Annotated in this window: 23 protein-coding genes and 2 pseudogenes; 7 read left to right on the top strand and 18 right to left on the bottom strand. The window is 58.3% G+C overall.

Features of this window, described 5'->3' with window-relative positions; genetic code table 11:
• Positions 1 to 22: 22 nt before the first annotated feature.
• Positions 23 to 1057, bottom strand: a complete 1035-nt coding sequence (locus V1289_RS45195) for a putative zinc-binding metallopeptidase (RefSeq protein WP_334405999.1) — start codon at positions 1055 to 1057, stop codon at positions 23 to 25.
• Positions 1058 to 1294: 237 nt separating this feature from the next.
• Between V1289_RS45195 and V1289_RS45190 the strand changes: the two are divergent.
• Positions 1295 to 1914: pseudogene (locus V1289_RS45190) on the top strand (tyrosine-type recombinase/integrase).
• A gap of 234 nt (positions 1915 to 2148) precedes the next feature.
• Positions 2149 to 2358 (top strand): hypothetical protein, encoded by a 210-nt coding sequence (locus tag V1289_RS45185; protein ID WP_334405998.1) that lies wholly within the window; start codon positions 2149 to 2151, stop codon positions 2356 to 2358.
• Positions 2359 to 2461: 103 nt separating this feature from the next.
• On the opposite strand, the gene V1289_RS45180 is transcribed toward V1289_RS45185, so the two are convergent.
• The 5 genes from V1289_RS45180 to V1289_RS45160 form a co-directional block, all read right to left on the bottom strand.
• A complete protein-coding gene (locus V1289_RS45180; RefSeq protein ID WP_334405997.1) occupies positions 2462 to 4006 on the bottom strand; it encodes a SpoVR family protein in 1545 nt (514 codons plus the stop codon).
• Positions 4003 to 5274, bottom strand: coding sequence for a YeaH/YhbH family protein (locus V1289_RS45175; RefSeq protein WP_334405996.1), 1272 nt, complete (start codon positions 5272 to 5274; stop codon positions 4003 to 4005). Before V1289_RS45175 ends, V1289_RS45180 begins: the two co-directional genes overlap by 4 nt.
• Before the next feature lie 17 nt (positions 5275 to 5291).
• The gene (locus tag V1289_RS45170) at positions 5292 to 7235 is read right to left on the bottom strand and encodes a PrkA family serine protein kinase (RefSeq protein WP_334405995.1); all 1944 of its coding nucleotides are present in this window, start codon (positions 7233 to 7235) and stop codon (positions 5292 to 5294) included.
• 588 nt (positions 7236 to 7823) lie between these two features.
• Positions 7824 to 8798, bottom strand: coding sequence for an ABC transporter substrate-binding protein (locus tag V1289_RS45165; protein ID WP_334405994.1), 975 nt, complete (start codon positions 8796 to 8798; stop codon positions 7824 to 7826).
• A gap of 14 nt (positions 8799 to 8812) precedes the next feature.
• Complete coding sequence (locus tag V1289_RS45160; RefSeq protein ID WP_334405993.1) at positions 8813 to 9793, bottom strand: ABC transporter substrate-binding protein; 981 nt, start codon at positions 9791 to 9793, stop codon at positions 8813 to 8815.
• A 227-nt stretch (positions 9794 to 10020) separates the two neighbouring features.
• On the opposite strand from V1289_RS45160, the gene V1289_RS45155 reads away from it, so the two are divergent.
• Together V1289_RS45155 and V1289_RS45150 are read left to right on the top strand one after the other, a co-directional pair.
• Positions 10021 to 11085: an IS110 family transposase gene (locus tag V1289_RS45155; RefSeq protein WP_334398280.1), complete on the top strand. Its 1065-nt coding sequence runs from the start codon at positions 10021 to 10023 to the stop codon at positions 11083 to 11085.
• Positions 11086 to 12789: 1704 nt separating this feature from the next.
• A complete protein-coding gene (locus V1289_RS45150; protein WP_442896147.1) occupies positions 12790 to 13185 on the top strand; it encodes a phasin family protein in 396 nt (131 codons plus the stop codon).
• Positions 13186 to 13695: 510 nt separating this feature from the next.
• Here V1289_RS45150 and V1289_RS45145 read toward each other — a convergent pair.
• The 8 genes from V1289_RS45145 to V1289_RS45110 all read right to left on the bottom strand — a co-directional run bounded on the left by V1289_RS45145 (position 13696) and on the right by V1289_RS45110 (position 19343).
• A complete protein-coding gene (locus V1289_RS45145; RefSeq protein ID WP_334407926.1) occupies positions 13696 to 13929 on the bottom strand; it encodes a helix-turn-helix domain-containing protein in 234 nt (77 codons plus the stop codon).
• A gap of 1762 nt (positions 13930 to 15691) precedes the next feature.
• Positions 15692 to 15895 (bottom strand): cold-shock protein, encoded by a 204-nt coding sequence (locus V1289_RS45140; protein WP_044585652.1) that lies wholly within the window; start codon positions 15893 to 15895, stop codon positions 15692 to 15694.
• A gap of 155 nt (positions 15896 to 16050) precedes the next feature.
• Entirely contained in the window at positions 16051 to 16530 is a 480-nt protein-coding gene (locus V1289_RS45135; protein ID WP_334405992.1) for a hypothetical protein, read from the bottom strand.
• Positions 16531 to 17544: 1014 nt separating this feature from the next.
• The gene (locus tag V1289_RS45130) at positions 17545 to 18324 is read right to left on the bottom strand and encodes a hypothetical protein (protein WP_334405991.1); all 780 of its coding nucleotides are present in this window, start codon (positions 18322 to 18324) and stop codon (positions 17545 to 17547) included.
• Positions 18325 to 18507: 183 nt separating this feature from the next.
• Positions 18508 to 18669 (bottom strand): hypothetical protein, encoded by a 162-nt coding sequence (locus V1289_RS45125; protein WP_334405990.1) that lies wholly within the window; start codon positions 18667 to 18669, stop codon positions 18508 to 18510.
• A 109-nt stretch (positions 18670 to 18778) separates the two neighbouring features.
• On the bottom strand, positions 18779 to 18931 hold the full coding sequence (locus V1289_RS45120) for a hypothetical protein (protein WP_334405989.1): 153 nt from the start codon (positions 18929 to 18931) through the stop codon (positions 18779 to 18781).
• 33 nt (positions 18932 to 18964) lie between these two features.
• Complete coding sequence (locus V1289_RS45115; RefSeq protein WP_171985690.1) at positions 18965 to 19141, bottom strand: hypothetical protein; 177 nt, start codon at positions 19139 to 19141, stop codon at positions 18965 to 18967.
• A 4-nt stretch (positions 19142 to 19145) separates the two neighbouring features.
• Positions 19146 to 19343, bottom strand: a complete 198-nt coding sequence (locus tag V1289_RS45110) for a hypothetical protein (protein ID WP_334405988.1) — start codon at positions 19341 to 19343, stop codon at positions 19146 to 19148.
• Positions 19344 to 19671: 328 nt separating this feature from the next.
• Between V1289_RS45110 and V1289_RS45105 the strand changes: the two genes are divergently transcribed.
• The 3 genes from V1289_RS45105 to V1289_RS45095 all read left to right on the top strand — a co-directional run bounded on the left by V1289_RS45105 (position 19672) and on the right by V1289_RS45095 (position 21761).
• Complete coding sequence (locus V1289_RS45105; RefSeq protein WP_334405987.1) at positions 19672 to 19869, top strand: hypothetical protein; 198 nt, start codon at positions 19672 to 19674, stop codon at positions 19867 to 19869.
• A gap of 160 nt (positions 19870 to 20029) precedes the next feature.
• On the top strand, positions 20030 to 20245 hold the full coding sequence (locus V1289_RS45100) for a hypothetical protein (RefSeq protein WP_334405907.1): 216 nt from the start codon (positions 20030 to 20032) through the stop codon (positions 20243 to 20245).
• A gap of 1321 nt (positions 20246 to 21566) precedes the next feature.
• Positions 21567 to 21761: a hypothetical protein gene (locus V1289_RS45095; protein ID WP_334405986.1), complete on the top strand. Its 195-nt coding sequence runs from the start codon at positions 21567 to 21569 to the stop codon at positions 21759 to 21761.
• 78 nt (positions 21762 to 21839) lie between these two features.
• On the opposite strand, the gene V1289_RS45090 is transcribed toward V1289_RS45095, so the two are convergent.
• From V1289_RS45090 to V1289_RS45075, 4 genes and pseudogenes are all read right to left on the bottom strand, one after another.
• A complete protein-coding gene (locus tag V1289_RS45090; protein WP_334405985.1) occupies positions 21840 to 22145 on the bottom strand; it encodes a hypothetical protein in 306 nt (101 codons plus the stop codon).
• Between the two features lie 28 nt (positions 22146 to 22173).
• Complete coding sequence (locus V1289_RS45085; RefSeq protein ID WP_334405984.1) at positions 22174 to 22425, bottom strand: hypothetical protein; 252 nt, start codon at positions 22423 to 22425, stop codon at positions 22174 to 22176.
• A gap of 243 nt (positions 22426 to 22668) precedes the next feature.
• Positions 22669 to 23211, bottom strand: a complete 543-nt coding sequence (locus V1289_RS45080) for a hypothetical protein (protein ID WP_334405983.1) — start codon at positions 23209 to 23211, stop codon at positions 22669 to 22671.
• A gap of 489 nt (positions 23212 to 23700) precedes the next feature.
• Positions 23701 to 24083: pseudogene (locus tag V1289_RS45075) on the bottom strand (NUDIX hydrolase).
• Positions 24084 to 24713 lie beyond the last annotated feature (630 nt).

Raw genomic sequence — 24713 nt, 5'->3', positions numbered from 1 at the left:
AGCACTAGAATGCGCAGGCGTCTCATAGAGCGATCCATTTGCGCCGCGACGGGCCGAACAGCGCGTGCATGGTCTTTGCGGTCAACAGGATGGTGAAGTTGATGACAAGCTTCCGTTCGGAGCCAGGGGCACGGAGATCGAGTTCGCGGCAGCGGGAGATCATGTTATCAAGAACGGCATCGAGCGTAAGCTGGTTCTCGCCCGTCCATCGCGAGACCATCTGCCTGACTTGCGCGCGGTGCCGCCTGATGAAGACCGCCGCTGGCTGCGCCCGTCGATGTCGTGGATCAGCGGAGAAGAGATGGGAGAGGTCGCGGTCGTACGTCTTCGGTGGCTTGAAAGCGTAGAACGCCTGCTTTTTCTGGTAGTGCTCGCCAAGCGTTTGGCTGAGCTTAGGCAGTGGATCGACACGCTCCCGTGTCGTGACCGGCGGCCGCTCCCCTGCAATCTCGCCCATTAGCTCGTCGACATATTCGAGCTTCTTTAGCGCCGGCCAGCCGGCATAGCGTGTCCGCCAGTTCGACCGCGGCCGCAACCACACCGCAAAGGTTTCGGCGAAATCCTCGTCCGGATGGCTCTGCGCGTACCAGCGCCGAAGATGCTGGACATAACGCCGGCTGGCCGGATTGGGCCGGTAATAGAGCGGGTAGTGTTTCGAAGACGGGCCGAACAACTGTTGCCAGCGCCGGCGGCGTTGCAACTGGTAGGCGTGCTGCACGGCATGGCCTGCCTCGTGACGGAGAATGGCCATGCACTCGGACCAGGTGCCGCCCTCGACCTCGAGCATCATTTTCTTCTCGAGTTTCATCAGGCGGGGATGGGCAAGATAGAACGGGATGGCAATGCCGGGCACATCTGCCGGACTGAACCATTCGCTCGATATCCATGCGTGCGGCCGCAGCCGGATGCCCCGCGCTTGAAGCTCTTCATTCAGAGTGCCGAGACAATCCTCGAGCCAGGTGCCTTCGACCTTAACCCTCAGACTGCTGAGGCGTTGCTTGAGCAACTGCTCATCCGACAGCTTCTCCCAAGCATATTTCCGACGTGGCATAGGCATCCATAAATCATAAAACCCAGTACTTGGATGGTGTCATAGGAAGCTGCTGGCAACAACCGCCGAGTCTTCGCGGCGTGCGGTCGTTCAGTGAGCCGCGCCGGCTATGGGTCAATCGCTACAGGTCGTTTGCCGCTGGGCCGGCCGCGAAGTCCGCTTTGGCCCGAAAACCGACCTGATTCCAATGCCTAACTAACCCGTTGGCTCATGCTTCTCGCCTCTGTAACCGAGCCGAGGAGTATGGCCATGCAGGATCAAGTGAATGCGACCCCCGCGCCCAAGCGAATGCCGTGGAACAAAGGCAAGCTAACCGGGGCAAAGCCGCCGCTGCGGCCCAAACACGTCTGGTCGATCCGGACGAAACTCCAAATCGAAGGGCGCGCTCGGGATCTCGCCATGTTCAATCTGGCAATCGACAGCAAACTTTGCGGCTGTGATGTCGTCGCCATCCGAGTCGAGGATGTCGCCGCCGGCGGATATACGGCGGATCGCGCAACGGTTCGGCAGAAGAAGACGGGACGGCCAGTCAGATTTGAATTGGGCGAACAGACCCGCCAAGCGGTCGACGACTATTTGAAAGTCGCCAACAAAAGGCCAGGCGAGTTTTTGTTCACCGGCCATCGCGGACCTGACCGCAGCATGACAACCCGCCAATATGCCCGCCTCGTCTCCGAGTGGATCGGCAGCGTGGGACTGGACCCAAGACTGTTCGGGACGCATTCGCTTCGCCGCACAAAAGCTACCCTGACCTATCGACGAACGGGCAATCTCAGGGCTACACCAAGATCGAAAGCACGGTCCGGTATCTCGGCATCGAGGTCGATGACGCCCTGGCAATAGCGGAACAAGTTGATGTCTGAAATACACGGGCAGCGGACATGCTCTGCCCGCCCTCTAACCGCCGGTTTGTGCCAGGAACCGACAACTGCGTCACAAAGAACCGCCTCCGGCAGATACAAATTAAAAGCCGTCACGGGCCAGTGGTAAAAGTGTGCCCACAAGGACCCAGCGCACCAACCTTACGGCTCCACGGTATTTCCGCAAAATCGTCAGATTTCAACTTCAGCCTGGGGCTGGCGACAGAAAAGGATCCAGTGGTAAAGGAAGCAAAATCCGACGCCGAGCTCGAAGACATGATTCTTCAGAGGTTGTTGATCGGCGGTGTGTTCGTATCGGTACGCCGAGATCCGCTCCTCGGCTGGCGACCGACGGTGATAACTGCGCCGAAGCACACGAAGAACGCGCAGGAACTCGCCGACAAGATAGCTGCGGAGCTGCGTAAGAAGTTCACACTGAAGGAATGAGATCACGCCGTGTCCTCTGCTGCTGCGCGCCGGCATACCCCATCCCCTCTTCGCACCCATAGTAGATATTTGCTGTTCCGTTCGAAATTCACCCGGCAACCATTTACGCTGCGGCAGTGAACCGACGCGGGTTCAAAACGTATTCCTTGAGGACCGTGCCTGCAGCGTCGACTTCGACGAGCGACACGTCATAGCTCCAAAGATCGGCGAGGTACTGAAGCACGCGCTTCGCATCCGCCTCATTCAGTTGGGCTCCTTTCACTACGACATGGCGCAACATCAAGCGACGATCGCCCGCAAGGTCAACATCGACTACTTCGATGTTGGGATCGATGAACCCGACGTCGTACTGCCGTGCCAATTCACGACGAACACGACGGTAGCCGCGTTCATTATGGATAGCATCTACTCTGATACCAGCGCCTTCCGCCGGATCGTCATGCAGATGGAACATTCGGAAGCGTCGCATGAGCCGGGCGCTGAGGAACTGACCAATGAAACTTTCGTCTCGGTAGTTGGCCCAGACATTGCGCAATACCGCCATCACGTCACCGGTTCCGGCAATGTCCGGAAACCATTCACGATCCTCATCGTCAGGATTGGAGACGATGCGCTCGATGTCCTGCATCATCGCGAAACCGAGCACATAGGGATTTAGGCCCGAAAAGCGCGGATCGTCGAAGTCAGGCTGAAACACGACATTAGTGTGCGACTGTAGGAATTCGAGAAAATTGCCGTCGGAAATCCGACCCTGTGCGTGCAACCGGGTCATGATACGGTAATGCACGTAAGTCGCTGTGCCCTCGTTCATGACTTTGGTCTGGCTCTGGGGATAGAAATACTGCGCGATGTGCCGTACGATCCGTAGCAATTCGCGCTGCCAAGGCTGCAGGCGCGGGGCCGCCTTTTCGAGGAAATACAGCAGATTCTCCTGCGGCAGCCCAAGCAACTTGTGTCTCCGCTCCGCACTCAGCGTCGCTACACTCTTGATCGGTCCGGTCGGAACGGTTCGCCACAAATCATTGAACACACTCTCCTCGTGCAGGCGGCGCTCTCCAGCGCGCTTTTCTTCGGCGCGTAGATCCAGCTTCTTCTTGCCGGGATAGCGATCAATCCCGTGCGACATCAGGGCATGCGCGGCATCCAGCGTCTGCTCGACTTCCAGCCGACCATGACGCTCCTCGCATTGCGCCACATAGCTCTTGGCGAAATCGAGATAATCGAGAATTCCATCAGCGTCCGTCCATTGCTTGAACAGATAGTTGTTCTTGAAGAAATGGTTGTGGCCGAACGCCGCGTGAGCAATTACCAGCGTTTGCATGGTCGCGGTGTTTTCCTCCATCAAATAGGAAATACACGGCGAACTGTTGATCACGATCTCATAGCCAAGCCCCATAAGTCCCTTACGGTAAGACGCCTCTTGATGCGCAAAACGCTTGCCGAACGCCCAATGCTTGTAAAACAGCGGCATGCCGACCGAGGAAAATGCATCCAGCATCTGCTCCGCGGTGATGACCTCAATCTGGTTAGGGTAGGTGTCGAGCCCCAGTTCAGAGCGCGCGATTTCCTCGCAGGCGTCGTGAATACGCTGCAGCGTCGGAAAGTCCCAGTCTGCTCCCCCAAACAAGCGTTCGGCTGTCGCGGTCATGGCGCGGCTTTCTCCTGCTTTCCGCGGCGGTGAAACAGATCGTGAAACACCGGAAAGATTTCGGTGCGGTCGCTGACCTTGCGCATCGACAGCGGCACGCCATCGGATCGCAAGCGCTGATACAGGCTCCAAAGCTGCGAATCGGACATATCGAAAGCGCTGCCGCCGGGCTCGCCGACTTCCAGATAGGCAAAGAACTGGCTAGCGGGCAGTATCATCTCGGTCAGGAGCCGGCTCACAACATCTCCGTCCGAGCCGGAGTTATCGCCGTCGGAGGCCTGGGCGGCGTAGATGTTCCAGTCCGCCGGACGAAACCGCGACCGGACGATGTCGTGCATCGCCTGCAGCGCGCTCGATACCAACGTACCGCCCGAGGCCGGTCCGTGAAAGAAGGTGTCTTCGTCCACCTCTTCCGCCCGGTCCGTATGACGAATGAAGACGATCTCGACGTGGCGATAGCGCCGCTTCAGAAACACGTAGAGCAGCATGTAGAAGCGCTTGGCCAGATCCTTCATATGCTCGGTCATTGAGCCAGACACGTCCATCAGGCAAAACATGACGGCCTGGGCCACCGGCTTTGGCACGGTTTCGAAACGTCGATATCGGATGTCGATCGGATCGATAAAAGGAATCCGGCGGACTTTTGCCTTTAATGCGTCGATCTCCACCATCAACTCGATGCGGCGCGCCTCGTCGCAATCAGCGATCTCCGCTTCAAGCTGTGCAATCGTCTCCGGCCTTGGCCGCCGCAACGCGACCCGCCGCGCCGTTGCGAGCCGCACCGTCCGGCCTACCGAAATGTTCGCGGGCGAGCCGGACGTCGCATAGCCGGCCCGATGGAGTCCGTCGCGTTCGGCTTCAGCAAGCTTCCGTTTGGTAAGATCCGGTAATTCGAGATCGTCGAGGAAAAGGTCGACAAACTCGTCACGGCTCAGAACGAACCGAAACGTATCTTCGCCGTCGCCTTCGCCTGGCTCGGACGCCTTTCCACTGCCTTCGCCCGATCGCGGGAGAATGTCGCCCTCGACGAACTTCTTGTTTCCGGGAAGCACCATGTCGCGCGTGCCGCCTTCGCGGCGAAAGCGCGGCTCATTCAAGCCATCAACGGCAATACTGACTTCGCCACCCTCCAGCACATCCTTGATATCCCGGTCCTGTGAGGATTTCTTGACCGCGTCCTGAACCAGCGCCTTGGCACGGCGCAAAAAACGCTGGCGGTTCTCAAGGCTTTTATTGCCCGGATTCAGACGCCGATCGACGATGTGCATGGCCACCTTGCTCCGCCTCAGCTAGCCTGCTTTACGCGCATGTACCATTCGACGAGCCTCCGAACCTGACGCTCGGTATAGCCGCGCGCCACCATCCGCTCGACAAATTCGCCGTGCTTCTTTTCGGTATCGCCGTCCTTTTTTGAACCAAACGAGATAACCGGAAGGAGGTCTTCGACCTGCGAAAATATCCGCTTCTCTATGACCTCGCGAATCTTTTCGTAGCTGGTCCAGGACGGGTTCTTGCCGCCCTGCTGTGCCCGCGAACGCAGAGAAAACTTGACGACCTCGTTGCGGAAGTCCTTTGGGTTGGCGATGCCCGCGGGCTTCTCGATCTTGGTCAATTCCTGGTTTAGAAGCTCGCGATTGAGCAACTGGCCAGTATCAGGGTCCTTGAAGTCCTGATCTTCGATCCAGGCGTCGGCATAGTCCACGTAACGATCAAACAGGTTTTGACCGTAATCCGAATAAGATTCGAGATAGGCCTTCTGAATCTCGTGGCCAATGAACTCCGCGTAGCGCGGCACAAGCTCGGCCTTGATGAATTCGAGGTAGCGCTTTTCGATTTCCTCAGGGAGCTGCTCCCGGCGGATCGACTGCTCAAGCGCATACATCAAATGGACGGCATCTGCACCAAGCTCCGCTGTGTCGTGATTGTACGTTGCTGCTAAAATTTTGAATGCAAAGCGCGTCGAGACGCCGTCCATGCCTTCGTCGACGCCGGCAGCATCCTTGTATTCCTGAACGCTGCGGGCTTTCGGATCGGATTCCTTGAGGCTTTCACCGTCATAGACCCGCATTTTCGCGAACAGCGTCGAGTTTTCGTGCTTGCGCAAGCGCGACATTACCGAGAAGCGCGCCAGCGTCTCCAGAGTTGCCGGCGCACACGGCGCGGAAGCGAGCTCGGATCCCTGGATCAGCTTCTCATAGATCTTCTGTTCCTCAGTCACCCGCAGGCAGTAAGGTACCTTGATGACGCAGATGCGATCGATGAAGGCTTCATTATTTTTATTTGTCTTGAAGCTTTGCCATTCGGATTCGTTCGAATGCGCGAGAATGATACCGGTAAATGGAATCGCCCCGATATTCTCGGTGCCGATATAATTACCCTCCTGGGTTGCGGTCAGCAGCGGGTGCAGCATCTTGATCGGCGCCTTGAACATCTCGACGAATTCGAGAATCCCCTGATTGGCGCGGTTCAATCCGCCGGAATAGCTGTAGGCGTCGGGATCATTCTGGGCAAAGGTCTCCAGCTTGCGGATGTCGACCTTGCCAACCAGCGAAGAGATATCTTGATTGTTCTCGTCACCAGGTTCCGTTTTCGAAACCGCGATCTGCCGCAAGCGCGAGGGTTGGATTTTGGCGACGCGGAATCGTGAAATATCGCCCCCGAAAGCTTCCAGCCGCTTATAGCACCAGGGACTCATCAGTCCATTCAGGCGGCGACGCGGAATGCCGTACTTTTCCTCAATCATCGGTCCGAGCGATTCCGGATCGAACAGACTGAGAGGACTCTCGAAGACGGGACTGAGTTCGTCGCCGGCCTTCAGCACATAGATTGGATGTAATTCCATCAACGACTTCAGCCGTTCTGCCAGCGACGATTTTCCACCGCCCACCGGTCCGAGCAAATAAAGAATCTGCTTGCGCTCCTCCAAACCTTGAGCTGCGTGCCGGAAGAACCCTACGATGCGCTCAATCGTTTCTTCCATGCCATGGAATCCGGCGAAGGCCGGATAGGCGCGCATTGTCCTGTTCAAAAAAATTCGGCCAAGGCGGGGGTCCTTGGCCGTGTCAATCATTTGAGGCTCACCAATAGCAGCTAAAAGCCGCTCAGGCGCATTGGCATATCGCATCGGATCGCCTCGACATGATTCCAGATATTCCGCCATCGACATGTCGGTTTCGCTTCGAGCCTCGAAGGACCGGGCAAAAGCATTGAACAGAGAATCGTTGTACATGATCCTTCTCCTCTATGGTTTGCAGCATTACTGTAACGCGCGGCAAGATTCCCTATCGACAGAGCACCATGTGCATCCCGTTACGAATCGGAGGTCGATTGAACCCGCCGCAGGCTCCACCACGCAATACGCAGTGCAGGCAGCGAGTGATTCATAAGGAGGCAAGTTGCCGAATTATTGTGCGAAACGAGTCGCGACGCCTGTTCGTCCCCAGCTAGCGGAGATTGATCCGACCGCGTGTGACGTCCGAAAAGTGCCACATCCGCCCCAGTGCTCGCGACAATCGCCGAAAACGCACGATTACCGTAAAGCTCCAAACAGGGACTCACTCTGTTGCCGAGACAAGCGTGCGAGATTTTAGGTTAATAAATTTCTTAACGACACCGCTGTGCTGATGCCAGGCGGCCCGATGTGCTGGCCGATCGGCCTCGTCAAAGCTGCCGCAACAATGCGAAAAACTCCCCGCGGGATGACGTCCGCCTCGGGTAAAAAGGCGAAATACTCACTCCGAGTAGATGTTTTCCGCTTTTCCCTCGAAACCGGACATCGCCCAATGGGGTCGGCATGTCCGGTTCGTGCCAGAAGCGGTCATTCGATTACTTCGTCGGCTGTGGCAAGCAGCGCCGGTGGTATTGCAAGCCCAAGCGCCCCCGCCGTCTTGAGATTGAGCACGAGTTCGAACACCGTCGGCTGCAACACCGGGAGGTCACCAGGCTTGTCGCCTCTAAGAATGCGACCGACGTAGAGTCCGGCATCACGATAAATCCGCGGAACGTTGGGGCCATAGCTGGCGAGCGCGCCGGACGCGACGGATGCCCGATAAGCGAAGATGGTCGCGGTCCCATGACTGAGGGCCAGAGCCACGATGCGGTCGGTCGAGATGGTGAACAGAGTGTCAGGGCTGACGAGCAGCGCGCCGACCTGCCGCTGGACGAGCGTCGCAAATGCAGCGTCGATTTCACTATCGTTGCTGGCGGTCAGAACCTCCAGCCGGAACCCGGCTGTCCTTGCCGCGGCTTGCGCATCCGCTACCACACGTTCCTCGGCCGCGTTGGTCGGATTGGTCAGCAGGCCAACGACCTTGGCTTGTGGAACCAATTCCGCCACAAGCTCTAGCCGTTTCGGCGTCAGATCAACCGCGAGGAAGGTAACGCCGGTGAGATTGCGGTCGGGTCGCGACATGCTTCCGACCAGACCGTCTCGTACGGGATCACTTCCGACCACGAATACAATCGGAATGGTCGAGGTCGCCGCACTCGTTGCACGCAATGAAGGCGGACCGGAAGCAAGGATCACATCGACCTCGCGACCGACCAGATCCGCGGCGAACGCCTGCATTTGATCGTAGTCGCCGCCGGCCCAGCGATATTCGATTGCAAGGTTTTGACCTTCTTGAAATCCGAGTTCACCGAGGGCTTGCCGGAACCCGTTGAGGCGCGAAGCAAAAGCACTCGCCGAGCCGGTCGCAAGGAAGCCGACCACGGGCATCTTCTGCTGCGCGCGCGCGCCGAACGGCATCGCCGCCAGGCCGCCAAGTGCTGCAATAAAGTCGCGTCGCCTCATGCTCTGCTTGCCAATCACTCGATCACTTCGTCGGCGCGCGCGAGCACGGAGGGCGGCACAACGAGGCCGAGTACTTTCGCGGTCTTGCTGTTGAGCACCAACTCTACCTTCGTCGCCTGCTGCACAGGCAGATCAGCCGGTTGCTCGCCGCGAAGTATCCGACCGGCATAGACGCCGGCGAGGCGCCACGCGTCGGCGGTGCTACCGCCATAGCTGACGAGGCCGCCTGCTTCGGCGAAACTCCGGTTTTGGTATACGGCAGGGATGCGATGCTGGATCGCAAGCGCGGCCAACTGACGACTGTGGCTGGTGAAGAAGCCGTCGGCACTAATGATCAGCGCCTGCGCGTTGGTCGTTTTCAGCTGTGCGAAGGCCGTGTCGAGTTCGGCCTCCGTTCCGGCATCGAGAAGATACAGCTCTCGCTTCAACCGACCGGCTGCCGTCTGCAGCTCCGCTGTCTGGCTGTTGGCGAGGTTTGGGTTTCTGCGGTTCACGAGCAACGCAAACGACGCTGCCTGTGGCACGATTTCGCTTATCAGCTCCAGCCGTTTCGGCCCGAGCTCGGATGTCAAGGCAGTTATGCCGGTGACATTGCCGCCGGGCCGGTTCAAGCTCGGCACAATGCCATCCTTAACCGGATCAGACCCGATCGCAAACACAACAGGAATGGTCGGGGTGGCAGCCTTGGCGGCAAGCGCGCCCGGCGTAGTAACTGTGACGATCACGTCGACCTTGCGCCTTACGAGATCGGTGGCGAGATCGGGCAAGCGATCGTTGCGCCCCTCCGCCCATCGCTCTTCGATCGTCAGGTTGCGGCTTTCCGCAGCGCCGGATTCTGCAAGTCCCCCACGGAAGGCGCGCAGCGGTCCGGCGAACAAGGCGGGCGACGCGCCGCCAAGCAGGCCGACCACCGCAATCGGCTGTTGCGCGCGCGTGGCGAGCGGACACGCCGCTGCCGAACTGGCGATCCCTTTAATGAAATCGCGGCGTCTCATACTTTCTTTCTCCTAAAGACTCCGAGAGACGCCAGCGTACCAGCTCATCGTGGCATTCTGGAAGAGCTACGTAGCCCCTCAGGCACGACGCAGGAGATGTCGCAGATGGTTCCACAAGCGGAAGCTGAACGACCCAATCCTACGACCGCTAATGGGATGGTCCGGCCGTGCTCCTGCCCCGCCAGCAAGCGAAGCTGGCAAGGGGCGCCAAGGACAAGGAGCACGCCATGTCTCAGATACCCAATACCGCGATCGCCGTGATCGGCATCGATATCGGCAAGAACTCATTCCACGCCGTGGGCCACGATGCGCGCGGCGCCATCGTGCTGCGGCAAAAGTGGTCGCGTGGCCAAGTGGAAGCGCGGCTCGCCAATATACCGCCCTGCCTGGTCGGCATGGAAGCCTGCGTCGGCGCCCATCACCTGAGCCGCAAACTCGCATCGCTTGGTCACGATGCCAGGTTGATGCCGGCCAAATATGTCCGCCCCTATAGCAAGGGACAGAAGAACGACTTCAATGATGCCGAAGCGATTGCCGAAGCCGTGCAGCGCCCGACGATGAAGTTCGTGGCGACCAAGACCGCGGAGCAACTGGATCTGCAGGCGCTGCATCGGGTGCGCGAGCGGCTGGTGTCGCAACGCACCGGCATCATCAACCAGATTCGCGCCTTCATGCTGGAACGCGGGATCGCCGTGCGCCAGGGGATCGGCTTCCTGCGCACGGAACTGCCCACCATCCTTGCGACGCGCACCGATGCCCTGTCGCCCCGCATGTTGCGTATCATCGAGGAGTTGGCAGGCGACTGGCGCCGGCTGGATCAGCGCATCGATGGCTTATCCGGCGAGATCGAAGCCCTGGCCCGTCAGGATCAGGCATGTTCGCGCCTGATGACGGTGCCCGGCATCGGGCCGATCATTTCGAGCGCCATGGTGGCCGCGATCGGCACTGGAGACGTATTCTCCAAAGGCCGCGACTTCGGCGCCTGGCTCGGACTGGTGCCCAAGCAGATCTCGACGGGAGACCGCACGATCCTCGGCAAAATCTCCAGGCGCGGCAATCGCTACCTGCGCGTTCTGTTCGTGCAGGCGGCATGGGTTGTGCTGGTCAGGATAAAGGACTGGGAACGTTACGGGCTCAAATCCTGGATCGAAGCCGCCAAGAGGCGGTTACACCACAACGTGCTGGCGATCGCGCTCGCCAACAAGCTTGCCCGGATCGCCTGGGCGGTGCTGGCCAAAGGACGCGCCTTCGAGCTGACGAGGACCGACGATGCAGGCGTCCGACCCGCTTGATCCTCGCGCCGTGCTCGGCGCGGTCAAGGCGCAGCCTGGCGACGCCGGCGCCCGCCGCAAGCCAGGCGCGACGGCCGGCCTTGACCGCCCCTGCGCGCGACGCGATCGACGTTCTGCGGGCCGGGACGAAGGAACGGCCCTTGGCTCGAACAAAGGAACTGCGCGACATGAGGAGCAAGCGATGACGTAACCCTATCAACAGTTTCCAGCCGAGGTCTGCGAGAGGATGAGACGAGATGGAGGTTCGGTCTTCCGAGCGCGTGCGAACACTGGTGACCCAAATGGCCCAATCGAGGCCTGTCCGCTAATTAGAACGCACGCGCGCTGATATCCATGATGGCCCGGAGCACCACATGGGCTCCAATCAGAGGCCGGATACATTGATGCAAGACCGCCGCCGCCAATTCGACGAAATCTTCTTGCAACGCGCGGCCGGACCATACATTTGGGTCAAAACCGGAAAAGCTCAGTGCGAGTATATGTTTTCCGCTGTTCTCCCAACAACGGACATTCGGCAGGGCATTTGCCGATCTCCTAGGAGGCTACTAGTGGGGAATGGGTTCGGCACTGGTGGGGAATTGGTGGGGATCCGGTTCGACACCGCCTTCGAACCGACACCGGCAGGGCGTGGTCGTCCTATGGCAACGTGGTCGCGACCGGCAAGCTTGGTGTTTCAGTGTCTCACCGTACCGAATCAAAACGACCCTTTGAGTTGAGACAGGAGAGCCATTGCCCGTCCTTGAGGTTGATCGCATCTTTGACTCAGTCATGAGCGAGGTATTTGGCACCGAACTCGATCCAGACGACATGGATGGAAGGTCTTGGACTAACAGCGGACATCGTCAGACCGCGATTGCATGGCCGAAAAGTGCCTTAAGCGGAAATCAGCTCGCTCCGCACTAGGTCCCCTCGTCGACATCGTAACTCCTCACCCGACGGACATCCCCTCCTCCGAACCGTGGCGCCAATGCTCGCAATAAGCGTGGTTTTCTGCCTGCAGCGCCGAAAGCTACGGTCAAAAGCCACGATCGACGCCGCGCCGGAGGGAATTACGTGCGCGTTGCTGCCGCAGCTTTAACACCGGTTGATCCGATCGGTCGAACGATCCGGATTTTTGCGGGCGATCCGCGATTTCCCGTCAGATCGAAGGCTGGGGGTAAATTGATCGCTTCGGCCCGGCTCCAGGAACGCGACCATCTACAGCTGCAAAAATTAAGCGCAACGAATGACAGGACGTTGCGGCCGGACTATCGGCCCCAACATTGATGTGCCGAACCTGACGTACAGCCATGGCTCTTTCACGGCCTGGCACTCGAATACCCGACTGCCCTGGGGCGCGTCAGGTCCGCCCGCGTTCCATTCAGAGTTCCAGTCACCACATCAACGCCGCGTAACGAACAAGGCAGAACCGCGATTCCATCGCAAACATGACGGAGTATCTTTGGCGTCGGGTTTGATTCGGAAGAGCGGAGTTAAACAATGTCGACTACACACAAGGACAAACCGCGCAGTAAGCCCCGCCAGCGCAGCCGGAAGGCGGATCAGCGAGGCCAGAAACCTGATCAACAGCAGAGTCCGAAGCTCGTCCAGCGGGATGAAGATCGAATCGACGCAATGGTCGCGTCAACTGACACCCTCACGAACGGCACAGCTGCGCCGGTGGAGCCCCCCTCAAGCGGGGCACCCGCCCCGGCGGATGTGCCCTTGATCGGCGAAGTCGCACCGGCGGATGCTCCCCCAATCGTCGCAGCTGCGCCGGTGGATCTCCCCTCAAGCGAGCGCGTCCCGGCGGATGCCCCCTCAATCGGCGCAGTCACGCCGGCGGACAACTGTCCAGTCAGTATTCAAGCTATCGCGAATGCCTACAGGGACTACACCAAGAAGTCGCTCCAGGAGACCGGGTCTTTTGTCGAAAAGCTCGTGGCTGTGCGGTCGTTCGATAAGGCGATTGAGGTTCAGACCGAATTCGCAAGGCAGGCGTATGCAAACTTTGTCGCTGAGTCGCAGAAGATTTGTGAACTCTACAGCGAACTTGCCAAGCAGATCATCGTCAGGCCTTGGGAAGGCTTCGCGGCGAAGGTGACCCAAACTGGGCGCTAGGATCTCGCAGTGGCACGCGGTTGGATTTACTGAAACGCGACCTGCAACCCCGGTGCCGGCGAGCGCGGCGGCGCTCGAGCGTGCCATTCCTGCCGGTTGGCACCCTTCCCCAACGGGCCTCAGCTGCCTTTCGCGGGCCGTCCCCGCTAAGCGACGGCGGACGGTCGCATGCGGTGAGCCGCCAGACGGCGCGGCCGGCGTCGGGTTACGGCAACTGGCCTTATCGGCGACGGCGCCGGGATCGGCGTGACCGTTACGATGGCTTCCGGCGCTTGTTCGGCAACGATCGTTGTGGGGATCGGTATTTCGACGGACGCGAGGAACGCATCCTCCCTACCCGCCTGCAAAACGGGTTGGAATCACTCACACTTCTGAAACAATCGGCAAAATGCAGCACCAAAGCTACGGTCGAAAGCCGCGGCGGAAGGGCTTACATGCTGAGCTGCTTGTTCTCAGCCGGGCGCGCGAGACAGGCCCAGGCGAAACCCAGAAATGCCGACGAAATAAGCATTAGTCACGGTCGCCGCCTCGCTGGATATCCTCTAACAACCTGGAGGGAGCAACCCGAAGACCCTTCGCAATTCTCGCGATATTGTCGATCGAAACATTCCGCTCAGAACGCTCCACGCCGGAAAGGTAGGTACGGTTGATCCCGCACTCGTGCGCCAACGCCTCCTGGGTGAGACCACGGACAGCCTTTAACGATTCCCTCTCTGTAACCCGACCAGAGAGTCTGCTTCTTATGAGCCTGCCGGATGTCCGGTTGTGAGGGAAGAACGGTCATGCTCGAAAAGCGCGACTAAGTCGCAGTTTGGCCCATCGCGTCATTTGGCTGCGCTGCAAACTTTGGTCGCTATCGGTGAATAGCGGACTCTAGCAAGCCGTTCGCCCGGCAGATTTATGGGTTCGCGGCCTAGGCTGGTCGACGCACGCCTGAATCGATAAGCAGTCCCGTGGAGTTCTTTCATGTTAGTTCCGTTCCAATCCGCAAACGACGTCGGTTGGCGGGACGTTGGTCCGGACTTTGGTCATGATACGGGCGCCACGTACTTCTGCCTTCGATAGTCCCTTAGTTTCTCCATAAATGATGGCGGACGCTCGCTCGAGATAAAGTACAAAGCGGAGGCCTGTCTCATTTTTTGCCGTCGATCGATGAATTGAAGGGCAAGCGGCCGTCCAGCCACCGCGCCTCCCAGCTTACTGCTCAGTGGAAGTGGCAAACAATGATCAATCGAAGAGATAGCAGCCTCGCGATATGCGTCAGCTGTAGCTCGTGGCGCACTTGGCGTAACGAAAGTAATACGCGGCTCCCCAACAAGTTCTCCATTTGATTTAAGAGAAAATCGGACGGTCACCCTCATGTCCGCAAAGGCACGATCTATGGGAGGCGGTCTCCAACATCGTCGCAAAATCGTGAAGAGCTCTTGAAGTGTTTCGATGTCGCGTGCTTGAGCCGATCCCGCGGCTAGCCCGCAGGCGGCTATTAGCACAGCTATCCGTGCTATGCGGCACCGCAAATCGAAACTCCCTGATTGGCGCAGAGAGACAATTGCGTGGGCAGCCGATCGTTCACTCGTAGAAAATTTGTCCCTTTCCTTGATCGTAACCTGAGCGCCTGCGGGATCTAGATGCTGGCAGCAATGTTGCGCAATAAACGCAAGGGGTAGTCCCTTCATCCCGATCCCCGGAGCGCGCAGGAAGCACGGCCCCGGCGCTCGAGCATGCCATTCCTGCCGGTTGGCACACCCTCCCCCAACGGGCCTCAGCCGCCTTTCGCGGGCCGTCCCCGCTAAGCGACGGCGGACGGTCGCATGCGGTGAGCCGCCAGACGGCGCGGCCGGCGTCGGGTTACGGCAACTGGCCTTATCGGCGACGGCGCCGGGAGCGGCGTGACCGTTACGATGGCTTCCGGCGCTTGTTCGGCAACGGCCGTTGTGGGGATCGGTGTTTCGACGGACGCGAGGAACGCTCGACCGGCTTCGGTGATTTGCCAGCCCGCATTGTACCGTAGAACGAATGCTTGACTGAAGATATCAAGGCCAGGGGCGCGCGCGGCTAAGCGCTTCGTTCGATTGGTCCAATCGGTGCCGCTGGAAATCAAAATTGCGACCGCGCGCCTGAGGTCGGCCAGCGACGCGCGGCCTTCAGGATGCCCAGCCAAGACCTTCAAAACTGTAATTTGAAAACTCACCGCACGCCCCGCAAAGGAGACCTTGCAAAAAATGCAATGTGAGGAGCCTATGCGCTCTTTCCGAGAGCGTATGTCGACAAGCGGACATACGTTCCGGTGGGGAACGATTTTTCGCGGAGAATGTGCTAAATGCGCAACAGCCAGCGGAGAGAGTCCACGAAGTTATCCGCGGCCATATCCACAGGCGCAAAAGCGCGAATCTGGCTTCTTCGACAGCGACTTGCTGCGCACGAATTCACAGGCCTCCTACCCGCAGAAAAAGAAAAAACCCACCGGACATGAACCGGTGGGCGCAATAGCGGAACCAATCGGCCCTTAGCCGACTCTCAGATTCTCCGCGGACGTCTTGCCGCGGTTTTCCTTCTCTTCGTAGCTCACCTTTGCACCTTCGTTCAGGCTGCTCAGCCCGGCTTTCTCCACCGCCGAGATGTGAACGAATACGTCTTTGCCGCCGCTATCGGGTTGAATAAACCCAAACCCCTTAACTGGATTGAACCACTTCACTGTACCCGTCGCCACGTCGCTCTCCCTTTTGAAGCAATGGCGGCAGCCTAGGGCGCTAGCGCAGTACACCGCAAGGAAATCCCGCCGGGCGTGAATCGTTCAGGCCATGCTGTTGAGGGCGGCAACCGCGCTCCTAAGCGCGGTCATGTGCCAGTAACTTTCATCAACCTCTAAGTCGTCATCCAGAACGTACAGGATAAGCGCGGCGGCACCGGCCGGCGTTGTGGTTTCGTCCTCGAAAGGCGTTCCGCACATCGTTGGTCGTCCGCTACCGCCAGGTCCACCTCCTTGCGCTTCACCGCCAACCCGGCGCGCACATCCCAAGCCTTCTCTGCGTCCCTTCTCGCTTGCAAGCGCGCCTTGGCGTCGAGATATTCCTGTTCCACCATTGCCGGATCGATGTCTGCTTCACGCATCAGTTGTTCGCGCCGATCGTCAATTTCAGATCCACCAATGTGATAATGGCGCCAAGTGATAAGGGCGATAGGGCGCCGCCCGTGCTCTTTCCCAGCTTCATACTCAGCGGCGGCCAGTTCCCAGTACATGTGTTGCCAAGCCGCCCGAAGCTTTCTGGGATCCTCGATCAGCGCGAAGATTGGATCGGCTTCAGATGCCGCTGCGACGTCCGGACCGGTCAAAGCAATCGGCAACACGCTAGCGATGGAAGTACGACGAGTGTATCGCCGTTCGACATAGCGGTATTCGCCACACCCATCTCCTTCAGCATCGCCATTTTGCGCGGACCGTCTGGCATGGCGCGGCGAACGCTCTAGGTGTGTCGCTCTCGCAACGTCACAATTGTTCCATTGATCTTCGAGCCCCTTTTGACTTCACAGGGTGGCGAATGCGGAGTTTGATAATGGCGGACCTGGGGCAAGGGATTTCATCTCGAAGCCATTTTTGAGGCCGGGTTCAAGAGGCCGCTGTCCAGCGCCAGCGGTCTCTTCGTTTTGTTTTATTTGCGGGAGGGGCCGTCCGATGCCGACGCAAGTACGGACTCTCGCGACGTCAATCGGCTGGACAGCCGTCGTGGCCGTGATCCTGCTCTATATAATCTTCAGCCCTAGCTAATCGGGTATTGGCGCTGCGATGGCCGCATGCACCGACGGCTCCGCGCAGGCTAGCATGGCGTCCGAACTCACCCCCATAGGAGCTTCATCGTTCCAGCACGTTCCCAGATGATCGCGACAGAATACCGCTCCACCGCTGGGCTGGGGGCTAATCGCGATGGAGCGGCAGCCAGAGGCATTTGTCAGCAGCAGCACGGCCTCCGACCCGTCGCAAGTGCGACAATGATTCGGGCACGTTGAGGGCGATTGCAGGGAGCGATTGTTTTTATCCGCCGAACAAATTCCACATTATCACCAGCGCGACGATCAGCAGCATGGCAAGGACCGTGCGCCGGCCGATGCGATTCACTCCAGAACCTCATATTCGAAAGCGACACCCTCCGGGTCGTTTTCCTGAAACCACGTTTCCGCCGCGTCCTCGTTCGCAAAAACCTTTCAGGTGGTCGCGGTCGCCGACCTGCTTGCCGGTGTCGACGTAAATCCAAACTGTCATAGCTGATCCCTTTTCAGCTTCCTTTTTCCCCAGTGATGCTCTTTCCGGTCAGGATTGAACTCTCGAACATGGCCGCGGTTCAATCGGGCGGTTGCTTACCACTAAAGACGGCAGCGCTGGACAAGGTCTAAGTTTGCTAAAGGCGCACCGGCAACGTCGAAGGTCAACTTAATCCCTTGGACGTTCACAAAAAGCACCTGCTTGTTTGCAGAACCTACCGGGCTAACTAGCCGAAAAAACAAATCTGTGACGATAAATCCGCTTTCTTGAACTTCTACCGATATCTGATCAGGTGGTCCTCCGTCAGTCGCGAAGGTGACGAAAGATTGAGATTTCCGAAGAGGGGGCTTCACAGGATAACTGACCCACCCGTAGTAGTTTTTTGAGGCAGGCCGACAACTCACTTCGAATCTGATCGCAGGGTTCGATCGCTCTGGAAGGGAGGCCTTATAGACGAGCGCGCCGCTGAATTTTGTTTCCCCCGTTATAGTCCAGCCTCCGAACTGGGCAACGCTCACCGGCGGCGCCTGATTTTCTTTTGGGTCGGATTCGAGCTGGTTTTCAGCCTCCATCCGCAACATTATTTCGAATGCCCCGCAATCGTTGCGAGCTTTTGCGATGTCGTTTTCTAGACTGGGCTCCATATAGCGATGGCTATTGGCGCGAAAAAATGCAGTTTCTTTGGCAACTAGAGTCCGGTCGCATGCTTTGCAGGCGTGTTTTACGATTTCACTGTTATCAGTTTTGCCGCTCTTAATTGCGTTCTTTGCCGCTTGGAGCATGCAAGTCTTGTGACGTCCGAATGCCGCGTCAACATCAGATTTTAGGGTCGGATCGGGCGGTAGGTCGAGGCGACGAAGCATTTCCTTCGTCCGCTCCATCGGGCTCGTCTGTCCCAGCGCTACAGAGTTTGTGCAGGCAAGGAGCGCTACTGCGTATAGTATTTGCCAAGCACGCGATGACATATGTTCACCAGACCCACTGTCATCCAAGCGCAACCGTTGGTCGAAGGCAATGGGAAACGCACGAAAGCGCTCCGAAAGGGGACGGGATTTTAACGCGACTCAGGCTTTGAGCGCTGGAACTATTACCTGCCCATCCCTCAAAACTGCCTTCAGCACCGAAGCAAACTCCGGATCTGCAAGAAGAACGTCGGCCACGCTAAATGAAGCGTCCTGATTCCACTTCGCGCCATTGCTGGCTTCGGACAGTGAGGCTTCAGTCATCGCGTAGCCTATCCGGCCGCCACCAACCTCAACGAACTTCCTGACCCTGTGCACGCTCTATCCCCCGGTTTTGCCTTCAGCCCCAGATCGACCCAGCCGCCGGCCGACTTCATTTCCCATTTGCCTTCACTTCCCTCGGCTCACGATCGGCCTCAGCAATCCCGTTTCGGCGAAACGCCAAACCGACAAATCCGAGCACCACCAGGACGGCTCCAGCTACCATCAACCAGTGCGGATATTGCATTCCGGAGAGGATGCTCAACTAGACTCCTCCGATCGATCAGAATAGCTCCGATCAATAAGTCAGTACGAGCAGACGTTGCACAATCGCACCTAAGCAAACGAGCACCACCAGCAACTTGAGAAGGTTCGCCAATCGGCCATCGGTCGCAAACTTGTCGATTGCCCAAAAGCAAATGGCCCCCACGACAACGATGATCAGAACTCCGATCAGAACCGAAATGATCGCCATGGCTTTATTTCCCTTTCGTCTTCAGCCCCAACTCGACCAGCCGGCGGATGGCTTCTGGACGGCCGGGCAAGTCGTCCTGCTTCCGGCGCCAGTCGTCTAGTTGCTTAGCCATGTCGGGTTGAACACGGACAAGCACCGGCTCACCAGTTGCGGCTGCGCGCTTCTTTGGCAATTTCGTGATTTCACGAATTGATTTGCTCATGAGCCCATGATATCATGAAATCGAGCCGAGGGGAAGTTACGAGCTTCCGCCCCGGCTCTAACCCGAGCCACGAAGGAACCCTCCATAATGACCCAGGCTGACAGCGTGCATAGCACGCCACCCACAAACACGTCTGCAGATAGCCCCGTAGAACGCCCAGCGGACTCCGCTGGCGCGCTGTACCGACGAACCGACATTTCCCCCGAGCATTTCTTCCAAGCGCTTGGGCGAGTCCGCAGGGCCGCCCAGGATGAGATCGAGCGGCTGATCGACTGGCTCGATTCCACGATCGGAGCAGAAAGAAGAACGGGCGCGGTTCAGACAGGGATTGCGGGCGCGGATCACGCTGATCGCAACCGAGCGGGATTTGCCGAAGTCGGAAACCGCAAAGGTGATCAGCTATCTACGCACCGGCGACGTCATAGCCTTCATTGTTCGCCACGATATCAGCGCGGATTGGCTGCTTTGCGGCGACCTGAAAGGACTGCTGAAAATGGCCCACAATCGGCAAAGCTTCGCACCATGAAGCGCCGGCGCCGATCGATGAGAAAGCGCAACCGGCAGCGGCTGGGGGCTCATGCCCGACGGCTGCGGCGGCAACTTATCCACAATCCCGGCGGTGCTGGCGTCTTGTTTCGGCGCCGCCGAGGATCAGGATCAGAATCATCAGAACGATAGGAGCCAACATGGGAAACAAGAAGCCCGCGAGTTTGAGCCCCAAAGTCGAGAGGCGGATCGCAGAGATTGAAGGGATGAACCTCGATGAGGTTCAAGCGCTCACGGCACGCATGATGTCCGAAATCGTCAAGGGAGATGTAACCACGAGAGAGGCGCGCGCGATCGACCGCGCTGTCGGCCGAAGATTGAAGGCGATCGAGCAAGAGCTTAGGGCCGACGCATGAGCACGCGGTATGAAACGACTGTCTCTTTGTGCGCCGCGATATGCAGAAGTAATAATGCTGTGTTGTGCGGAGCGGGGAGCTTGGCAGGCAACCGACAGTGGTCCAAAGCGCTTAATCCTGAGCAAAGCAACGTCGAGGGAGTGAAAAGCCCATGACGACTTTACAAGCAATACTCTTGGGAATGATGTTATCCTGGACACCAGGCATGGCGTTGCTGGCGTTTCTGCTTTGGCAAGACGGAATTGGTGTAGATGAGGACTGTGGCTGATCACTGCATGCGGACTTAGCTACGCGCCGATCGACTCCAGAGTGGCGCCAGCGGCTTTCCTAAAGGGGGGCTTCGGTCCCGCGCCTGTTGCGGATGCGGCGCCTGCATGTGGACAGAGCGGAAGCGGATTAGGACACTCCCGGTTCCGGTAAACACCGTGTTAGTACGGAATCCTCAATGTCTGTGGAAAACACTAAGCTGGCTCTTGCTGGGGCTGGCTTTTCATTCCGTACAAATTTGTACCAGCAAGGGGTCGCGGTAATGCGGCCCCTTTCGATTCGGAACGCGCGGCTGGACAGCAACACAGACTCGCCCATGCGCTGGCTCCGATCGACCGGCACACGACAGCCCGCAAGCCGGACCCGCACCAGCGGCCCTCTTAAGCCGGTGGTGGGGCCGGGTGATCCGTTATCGGGCCGTCGCGCGCTTCTGCCTTGGGGGCTCTGTTGGCTGAACTGCAGGAGCCTGCTGAGTACTCGCGAACGATTGTTGTAGGACCTCGATTTTGGCGCTCAGCGCTGTGACGTCGTCGGACAACCGCTTCATCTCGGCCCGATCGGATGAGACCGTTTGTTGAAGGGCCCCCAGTTGACCGACGGCCTGCTGTAGGGACGCCTGCAGGTCATGGATCGCCTGAGCAGTCGGATCTGGTGGTGGTGCGGTCGCTTTGTGCTGCTTCACAGGAATAGTTTCGTAAACGCCCAAAGGTACGATTAAGGCGACGGCTAGCAACGTGAGGACGAAGATACGCCCGCTCCGAGAGTGGCGATTAGGTCCTGGTGGACGCTCGAATCTCGATTGATCGCCCATGAAACAAAAATCCTGGTTTGCAGGGTTCTGACATTTGCGCGGCCCGGCTCAGCTTAAACGATTCCCCGGCCGCGCCAGCGTGGCGCGCCGAACGATTGCCGGGGAAAGCCCGGCAAATTCCAGCCCGCAAAAGCCGGACTCACCAGCGACTCTCTCAAGCCCGGCGAACGGCCTTCGCAAGTTCTGGTAGTTGTGGCAGACTTACTGACTGGAAAACGTGCGAGCCGGGCGCATATTGGGGGCATGGATCAAATTCTGCCCCCAGAGCTAAATGATTTGGAATTTGAGGCCCTGCGGCAGCTCGCCGCGCATCCGATCACCCATCACATTCCGTCCCGCATTCAATCCCGGCTCAAGGATATCGGCTACGCGAAGGAAGTCTTGGGCGGCATCGTCCTGACTGAGGACGGCCTACAGCGGATTTCGGAAGGCAAATGACACAAGCATCCCCCAAATCCCGGACTCACCAGCGGGCTTCCTAGAGTCGCGGAGAGGCATGGGCGCGGGCTTTCCACGTCATACCTTCGGGGCCTTCTCACCCTTCCAAAAGCGAAACAGGTAAGCTGATGCGAAGTCGGCCGCCGGAATTTCCCAAGCCGGCCAATTTCGATCTGGTCGCGGCTTCGCAGGAAGAAAGATCAGCTCTGCCAAATCCTGGTCGGTCCAGTCCGCGGGAATTGCGGCCGCGACCTGTTTGTGTCCATGGGAGCCAGCCTTTTTGTAATTGACGACGAGGTGTGGCACGCCCGAGGAGTGATTTTCATCGATGGTGATGGTCGCGTCGGTGTTGTAGTGTGGAACATACAAATCGATCCGCTTCAAATTGTACTTGGACATTTTTCCTGCCGCCTCAGTACCGCGGATTCCGATGCCCGACGGCGCCAGTGTACGGGTTCACGTTGCCGGTGGCGCCGTAATTGTCGCGCTGGGTGCTGTTCGGGTTGGTCGCGACGTAGGGTGCCACATAGGCGCCGCTGCTCGTGACGTGGCCCTGGACGGGGTGGCTGTTCGGGTTCGATCCCGTGCCGTAAGTGCCTGTGTACTGCGCCTGTGCGGCGGTCGCGGCCAGCGTCAAAGCCGCGGCCAAAATGATCTGCTTCATTCCCAGTCCCTTCCCCATGGTTTTATTCGCGGCCGGAGACAACCATGCCGAGAGGGAGAAGTCCAACAGACGAAAGTCGCGAGCGCCCTGCTCTATCCCGTAGTCAGAACCGTGGCTTTCCAAAAACTGATCACCAAAAGCATAGCAACTTCAATAAGGTTGACAGGACACCCCTTCCGCCACAATAGCCAACATCTCATTGATTATGCTAATGAAGTTCAGACGTTGGTATCTGCGCACATATCAACGCACACTCAACGGCGTGGGCGGTGCGTTGCCGATTTTTTCGACGTGCCACGAATGGGAAGCCTCGAAGAATCGGAGGCCACCATGCTCACCGGACCAAATACTATAGCCATCAAGCTTGGAGATTATCTGCAAGGCACCGCTGAAGGGCCGCTCGGCATTAGAACACTTGATAATTTTTGTCGTCATCGTTGTGGCCGCTGAGATACGCCGAACGCGGTAAAGAAACGCAGCGCTCTTTGGGTAGGCTCTGACGCCGCGCAGCAATCTGTCGCGGCTTGCGCGCGTCGGCCTACCCGCGCTTTGATAAGCCACGCTCCAATGGCGCGGGCTTGCATGCGTGAACAGAAAATCACTTTCGGGGAAATGCGGGAGTCTGGCCCTGCCCGCCTTCTCGTCTACTGCGGCGATTACAAATGCGCGCATTCGGTCGTCGTGGATGCCGATCGCTGGGCCGGTGACGTTCGGTTGTCCGATCTCGAGCCGCTGTTCATCTGCAAGGCTCGGTGCTGATGTCAGACCGTTATTCGCGGTAGACAAGCCCTCATCGGGGTATCCAGCCAACGGCTGAAACCGGTGGCGGGAAGTCGTCGTTAGAGCCCGTGCAGGCGTTTGCCGATTCGCGGCGAGGCACATACTCGCTCGCAGGGAACAGCGCGCCAGCCGTAGCCGGTAACGGGGCGATCAGGAGACGGTTAGCGAGTCGCGCTCGGCGTTGAAGGCGAAGCCAAAGTCCTTGGAACGTTTTGGCCCGTAGCAAGTAGTAGCTGTGGCAATCGATCCCAGTTTCGCTTTTGGATCGAGCATGGATCAAGTGGCCGGCTATGCGATCTCAGCCTTAATCGTCGGCTTCGGTGTTTGGATCTTTATTGCCGGCATAAGCTCCAGCGCGCCCGCTTTATGGATTTGCGTCGCTCTCATCCCCATAGCGATCGGCCTCTGGAGCGCTTTCTGCGACACTTAGAATCCATCCCCTTTCGGTACTGGCCTGTTTCGACCCCTGTGGCCTAATTTGAAATACGCAGTGGCCTAATTTGATTTTGGGAAGAGTTTATCCTTGATGTAGCGCGACGTTGGCGTCAGACGAATGCCGCGCGGCCTGCGCCAGATTGCCCTATCGATTTCTTTTTTGTCGCCGATTGTCAGGCGACCGGACGCTTTTGCTGCGACGAAAATCGCGTCACTCATTTTCCGGCCCGAACGGCGGTTCCTGGTTCTAACATCCTTCCAAAGCCTGAGATGTCCAAGCTTGAGTTTCGGAAGCTCTTCTTTGATCTCCTGCGCAGGCAATCCTTATCGCTTTCTCGCGCGCGCTTTCGCCCTCCGGGAAACATCCAAAGTCCATCGCGCTTTCGTCTTACGAGCAGCACCCGTCCGCGTTTCGCAGCCACCAGTTTCGAGGATTTCGCCATTCTCTATAAACACCATTCAAACCAACATCTCCTCCTTACTAGTCCCAAATCCTGTCGAAAATTATAGCTAGGGCCACCTCAGTTGGTGGCCTCTTTCTGTGATTTTCTCGAAGAGATAGCTCCATTCGCGGCGGACCTTAAAAGGACCAACCGCGTTGAGGCCTTTGAGACCGGGGCGGCCACGAACGCGGAGCTTTGGCTATGAGCGGTATTCCTCTTCACATTCAAAGAAGGCTTGAGCGGCGATGGGCTGCGCGGTTCGGGCCACTGAAACGCACAACGCCACCAAGCGAAGTATCTTCGCTTGGTGGCGTTACGTATTTCAAGCTGCCCTCAAATCCCCAGCAGGGTTTTGTCGGCGCAGATCGTGGCCAAGGTTCAAGAGAGAATCATCGGGATTGTTGGAACCATTCGTGACTTAGCAATTTGACTTAATTCACCCGAGTGCAAGAACCTCGGCTGGCAGACCACCCCGGTCGCCCCCTCCCCAGTCGGGAGTTCCGACACAAGCGGCCTCAGTGCCGTCCGCGCTGGGGCCATTTCAGTTTGAATGTGGCGGGGATGATGTCCGATGATCGGTACCCATCGAACTTGTAAGTGCGGCGCGGTTTATGACCGCAGCGAACACAT

The sequence above is a fragment of the Bradyrhizobium sp. AZCC 2289 genome, assembly GCF_036924615.1.
Taxonomy (GTDB): Bacteria; Pseudomonadota; Alphaproteobacteria; order Rhizobiales; family Xanthobacteraceae; genus Bradyrhizobium.
This window is presented reverse-complemented; position numbering and strand designations above follow the sequence as displayed.

Coding starts and splice junctions, on each gene's coding strand:
- V1289_RS45155 (WP_334398280.1), top strand. CDS start 10,021: ATGTCTCAGATACCCAATACCGCGATCGCCGTGATCGGCATCGATATC.
- V1289_RS45175 (WP_334405996.1), bottom strand. CDS start 5,274: ATGCACATCGTCGATCGGCGTCTGAATCCGGGCAATAAAAGCCTTGAG.
- V1289_RS45085 (WP_334405984.1), bottom strand. CDS start 22,425: ATGAAGCAGATCATTTTGGCCGCGGCTTTGACGCTGGCCGCGACCGCC.
- V1289_RS45170 (WP_334405995.1), bottom strand. CDS start 7,235: ATGTACAACGATTCTCTGTTCAATGCTTTTGCCCGGTCCTTCGAGGCT.
- V1289_RS45100 (WP_334405907.1), top strand. CDS start 20,030: ATGGGAAACAAGAAGCCCGCGAGTTTGAGCCCCAAAGTCGAGAGGCGG.
- V1289_RS45115 (WP_171985690.1), bottom strand. CDS start 19,141: ATGGCGATCATTTCGGTTCTGATCGGAGTTCTGATCATCGTTGTCGTG.
- V1289_RS45160 (WP_334405993.1), bottom strand. CDS start 9,793: ATGAGACGCCGCGATTTCATTAAAGGGATCGCCAGTTCGGCAGCGGCG.
- V1289_RS45165 (WP_334405994.1), bottom strand. CDS start 8,798: ATGAGGCGACGCGACTTTATTGCAGCACTTGGCGGCCTGGCGGCGATG.
- V1289_RS45195 (WP_334405999.1), bottom strand. CDS start 1,057: ATGCCTATGCCACGTCGGAAATATGCTTGGGAGAAGCTGTCGGATGAG.
- V1289_RS45110 (WP_334405988.1), bottom strand. CDS start 19,343: ATGAGCAAATCAATTCGTGAAATCACGAAATTGCCAAAGAAGCGCGCA.
- V1289_RS45180 (WP_334405997.1), bottom strand. CDS start 4,006: ATGACCGCGACAGCCGAACGCTTGTTTGGGGGAGCAGACTGGGACTTT.
- V1289_RS45095 (WP_334405986.1), top strand. CDS start 21,567: ATGGATCAAATTCTGCCCCCAGAGCTAAATGATTTGGAATTTGAGGCC.
- V1289_RS45125 (WP_334405990.1), bottom strand. CDS start 18,669: ATGACTGAAGCCTCACTGTCCGAAGCCAGCAATGGCGCGAAGTGGAAT.
- V1289_RS45130 (WP_334405991.1), bottom strand. CDS start 18,324: ATGGAGCGGACGAAGGAAATGCTTCGTCGCCTCGACCTACCGCCCGAT.